The sequence below is a fragment of the Microtetraspora niveoalba genome (assembly GCF_001570405.1).
Classification (GTDB): domain Bacteria; phylum Actinomycetota; class Actinomycetes; order Streptosporangiales; family Streptosporangiaceae; genus Microtetraspora; species Microtetraspora niveoalba.
The window spans coordinates 1-4,444 of record NZ_BBYM01000081.1 but is presented as its reverse complement, the minus strand read 5'-3'; the positions used below and the strand labels follow the sequence as shown (position 1 = coordinate 4,444).

The window sequence follows — 4,444 nt, the reverse complement described above, 5'->3', positions numbered from 1 at the left end:
GATCGGGCCTGGACGTCCTCGTAGCCGGCCGGACAGTGTCAGCGCGGACAAGGCCTACAGCTCGCGCAAGAACCGCTCCTACCTGCGGCGACGCAAGATTCGGCATACCATTCCTGAGCCTCGTGACCAACGGGCCAACCGTCGCAGGCGCGGCTCGGCCGGTGGACGGCCTACCGGGTTTGACAAGGAGCGCTACAAGAAGCGCAACGTTGTCGAGCGGGCGATCAACCGGCTGAAGAACTTTCGAGCTGTTGCCACCCGCTACGACAAGCGCGCTTACATCTACCTCGGCACCGTCACCGTGGCAGCTCTGGTGATCTGGCTCCGCACGTGATCCAAGAAACAGGCCCTAGACGAGTTCAGCCACCTGTTCATTGATGAGGCCCATCACGTAGCTGCCAGGACATGGACCCGTCTTCGAAACGGCTTCGAGGGCCGTCCCGTAGTGCAGTTCACGGCCACACCATTCCGAACCGACGGCCGTCCTATCGGCGGCCGGATCGTCTACGCCTTCCCCTTGCGGGAGGCACAGACCCAGGGCTACTTCTCGCCGATCAACTACATCTCGCTGCCGAGCTTCGATGATCCCGACAGGGACATCGCCGAGCAAGCTCTGGCGCGTCTTCGCGCCGACATCGACGCTGGGTGGGACCACCTGCTCATGGCCCGTGCCCGTTCCATCAACCGAGCCAACGAGCTCCTGACTCTCTACCGAGAGCTGGCAGCCGACCTGAACCCGGTGGTCATCCACAGCAAGCTCGCCAGTAGGCAAGCAAAGGAAGCTCTCGACGCACTCCATGAGCGAGCCTGCCGCGCAGTCATCTGCGTAGGCATGCTGGGAGAGGGATTCGACCTCCCACAGCTCAAGATCGCCGCGCTGCACGACACGCACAAAAGCCTGGGGATCACCCTCCAGTTCATCGGCCGCTTCGCTCGGGTCTCGCCCACCGCGGTCAGCGAAGCCACCGTGATCGCGTCCCGGTCCGATGCGCCGTTCGACGAGCAACTCCGCCAGCTCTATGCGGAAGACGCCGACTGGAACCTCATCATTCGAGACTTGTCCCAGAGGGCCGTCGACGAACAGGAGAGCGTCAGCACCTTCGAGGCGGGATTCGGCTCCGGCCCCGAAGAAGTCTCCATCAAATCGGTGCTGCCGAAGATGAGCGCGGTCGCCTACAAGACCGACTGTCAGGACTGGGCGCCGGCCAACGTCCACCACCTCTTCCCAGAGGAGGCTCTCCTCACCTACCCCATCGCGGTGAACGGCCAGGACCATGTGCTGTGGTTCGTCACCGAAGAACGCGACTCTATCCAGTGGGGCCGCCTCCCGTTGGTCGAGGAAGTCATCCACTCGCTGTACGTCATGTACTGGGACAGTGTCCGGGGCCTGCTCTACATCAACAGCACCAACAACGACAGCGTGCACGAAGACCTCGCCAAGGCCGTCTGCGGGGAGACAGCAACACGCATCTCCGGCAAGCAGGTCTACCGCGTCATGGGTGGCATTGACCGGCTCGTTCCTACCAACGTCGGCGTACTGGACGTGAGAAACCGCAATCGGCGCTTCTCCATGCATGTCGGAGCCGACGTCGCCGAAGGGTTCACCGACGCGGAGAAACACACCAAAGCGCAGACCAACATCTTCGCCACCGGGTATGCCGCAGGCGTCAGAACCAGCATCGGAGCCTCGCTCAAGGGCAGGGTGTGGAGCCGCCGCATCGCGGACTCGCTCAAACATTGGGTCGACTGGTGTGACCAGATCGGGCGCAAGTTGCTGGACAACAGCATCAATATCGCCCATGTTATGGACAACTTCATCCATCCGGAAGATCTGGAGGACTGGCCAGAACTCACCGTCCTGGCAGTTGAATGGCCCCTGGCGCTGCTGGCCCGCAACGAGGACACTCTTCAGCTGACCTTCCAGGGGAACTCCTACTCGTTTTTGGACGCTGAACTCGAAGTGACACCCCATGTTCCGGGTAACGCGGTTCACTTCGCAATCCGCACGCCCGGCTGGCGAGTGCCCTACATGATCACCATCGAGGAAGGGCAGATGCGCATCCAGGCGGCCGGAGACAGTGAAGTGACGATCGTGAGCTCACGCCGAGAGATGTCTGCAACCGAATTCCTCGGCCGCCGCGATAACGTCCTGCAGGTCCTATTCGAGAACGACACTGTGGTGTACGCGCCCGCCAGATTGCTGCATCCAGTCCGGGACATCCCGCCCTTCGATGCCGCCCGGCTCCAGGTGCCAGACTGGACTGGCATCGACATCAAGAAGGAATCCCAGAGGGAAGCGCGTCACGCTGATTCGATCCAGGCGCGAATGATCCAGCAAGTCCTCGAGCGAGGACCGTGGGATGTCGTCATCGACGACGACGGGGCAGGAGAGATCGCCGACATCGTCGCCATCCGCGAAACCGAACGTGATCTCCACATCCTGTTCGTGCATTGCAAGTACTCCTCGGAGAGCACCCCAGGCGCCCGGGTGGAGGATCTGTACGAGGTATGTGGCCAGGCCAGCAAGTCCGCGACTCACCGACGTGATGTCACCGGCATGCTGACCAGCCTGATTAGGCGTGCGCGAAACAGGCAGAAGAGCCGCTCCTTCAGCGGTATCGAGCAAGGTAGCTTCGAGCGGCTAGTCCAGTTGCGTGACATCGCCAGGACGCGGAGGCCGCAGCTCACAGTGGCGATAGCCCAACCGGGCATGAGCAAATCGAAGGCCAGCCTCAAGCAGCTGGAGCTGCTGGCGTGCACGGAGGTCTACCTACGGGAGATCGCTGCTGCGCACCTCGAGGTGTACTGCAACGAGTAGCTTCGGGAGCTGCTTTCTTCTATCCAAGACACAACGCGTCTAGCGTCAACCTGATGAATTCACCGGCACCGGTGAACGTCACCTAGCGTCACATACGACAAAAGATGCCGCTCTGACCTGGCATGATCTGGATTGGCTAGATCTTGATCCTGCAGGAGAAAGTGAAGCGTACGACACCCGCCAAGTTGCGGCGGAAGATCAAGCGTGTTAGATGAGATGCAGCAGCGAGCGTAGTTGCGGGCTGGAGGCGCCGACGGGCGCGATGGCTGCGCCCGCCGTCACGTATCAGCAGCTCAGGTCGACTGGCCCGCGCCGTTGTCGGATCTCACACTTGAGTCGCCTGGAAGGTTGTCGGCCAAGTCCGGCCAGCCCACTCTGGTAAGAAGCACATGGGCCGCGAGCCGCAGGTCATGCGCTTTATCCGGATGGTCGATAATTCGCTGGGCGGCCGTTGCGAATACCTGCGCGAACCGAGTGGCCGCGTCGTCGGTGTTCTCACTAACCAAGGGACGGACGACTGCATCGAAGGAGTCCCACGAGTCCAGCAGGTGGCCCCTACGTAAGTGCTGATCAAACCACCAGATCCGGGCGCTTTGCATATCCGCTAACGCCGTGCTGGAGAGGTGCGCGAGACGATCGGCGGCAACTGCTTGATCAAGTTGCGCCGCACGCACCTCTTCGTCGAAAGCTGTGGCCCTTTCAGCGTCCTCACCGGTGAGAGCCAGCGTGACACGCGCCCTGATCCGTAGCCCGCGGTGCTGCTCGGCTTCCTGCCAACTGGCGAGGTCGAGTGCAAGCGCCTGCTCCGCCTCAAATGCCTTACCCGGTGGACAACAGGCAGTATGCCCCGTTGCCATGCGATAGATCTCGGTTAGCGCAGCGGCACGCGCAGCCCTAGCCGAGGACAGGGTGCAATCCGGACCGCCGTACTTGAACCAGACACGTCCACGCGCCGCGAAGTGGATCCCGGACACGGAGGTCCGCAGCGTTGTGTGAAACGCGGTGCTCCGCGCCCAGGGGAGAAGCCGCATCTCAGTCGACCCGTACCAGGATTTCAGGGCCGGCGAAGTGGATGGCCCGGGAGAGGATCTCGTGCCAGAGGGTGCCAGGATCCGGCAGCTTCTCCGCTGGCATAAATCTCTTGATGTGGTGATAGCAGTCCCCGGTGAACACCGACCCGAGTAGATCGATCACCATGCTTCTCGGTAGCGAGCCAGCTTCGGCTCGGATTGCCCAATCCCTAACCTCGATCTTTCACGTCTATCCGGTGGCTGGCTGAGCGGTTCGGCTGGAGTTTGAAATCGGGGCCGTGGTCAACCTGGCGGCCCGGCTATCGCGCCGGGTGAGCGGGGTTCCACGGGCCCTCAAGGTGTCCTTCCCTGATCGTCGGGGTGGCTTTGTGCTGGTCAGGTCGGGGCCGGGAGTGCCTGGAGCCGGGTAATGGCTGCGACCAGTTGGCTGGCCCAGGGCCAGGACGCGGCGATGCGCAGGCGCAGGCGCCGACCACCACGGACCAGCCGGGCGGCAACGGCGAACAGGCGCAGCCTCAGGCGTTTGGGCTCATACCGGCGAGCGGAAGTGCCGTGTAGGGCGAGCATCTGCGTCCAGGCGAGGAGTTCACAGGCC

4 protein-coding genes and 1 pseudogene are annotated in these 4,444 nt (G+C 62.5%); 3 read left to right on the top strand and 2 right to left on the bottom strand.

Annotated features, from left to right (window positions below; translation table 11 throughout):
• From AWQ70_RS38440 to AWQ70_RS37040, 3 genes and pseudogenes are all read left to right on the top strand, one after another.
• A partial coding sequence (locus AWQ70_RS38440) for a transposase (RefSeq protein ID WP_157530963.1) occupies nucleotides 1–334 on the top strand: 334 nt, incomplete at its 5' end.
• Between the two features lie 18 nt (nucleotides 335–352).
• Nucleotides 353–460 (top strand): annotated as a pseudogene (locus AWQ70_RS42210) (hypothetical protein); the annotation flags it as partial.
• Between the two features lie 201 nt (nucleotides 461–661).
• A complete protein-coding gene (locus AWQ70_RS37040) occupies nucleotides 662–2,818 on the top strand; it encodes a DEAD/DEAH box helicase (RefSeq protein ID WP_281197197.1) in 2,157 nt (718 codons plus the stop codon).
• A 293-nt stretch (nucleotides 2,819–3,111) separates the two neighbouring features.
• Here the strand turns inward: AWQ70_RS37040 and AWQ70_RS37035 are convergent, their stop codons facing one another.
• Complete coding sequence (locus AWQ70_RS37035; protein WP_169808807.1) at nucleotides 3,112–3,792, bottom strand: hypothetical protein; 681 nt, start codon at nucleotides 3,790–3,792, stop codon at nucleotides 3,112–3,114.
• A gap of 432 nt (nucleotides 3,793–4,224) precedes the next feature.
• Nucleotides 4,225–4,444 (bottom strand): transposase (locus AWQ70_RS37030; protein WP_067186889.1); only part of this gene is annotated, 220 nt, incomplete at its 5' end.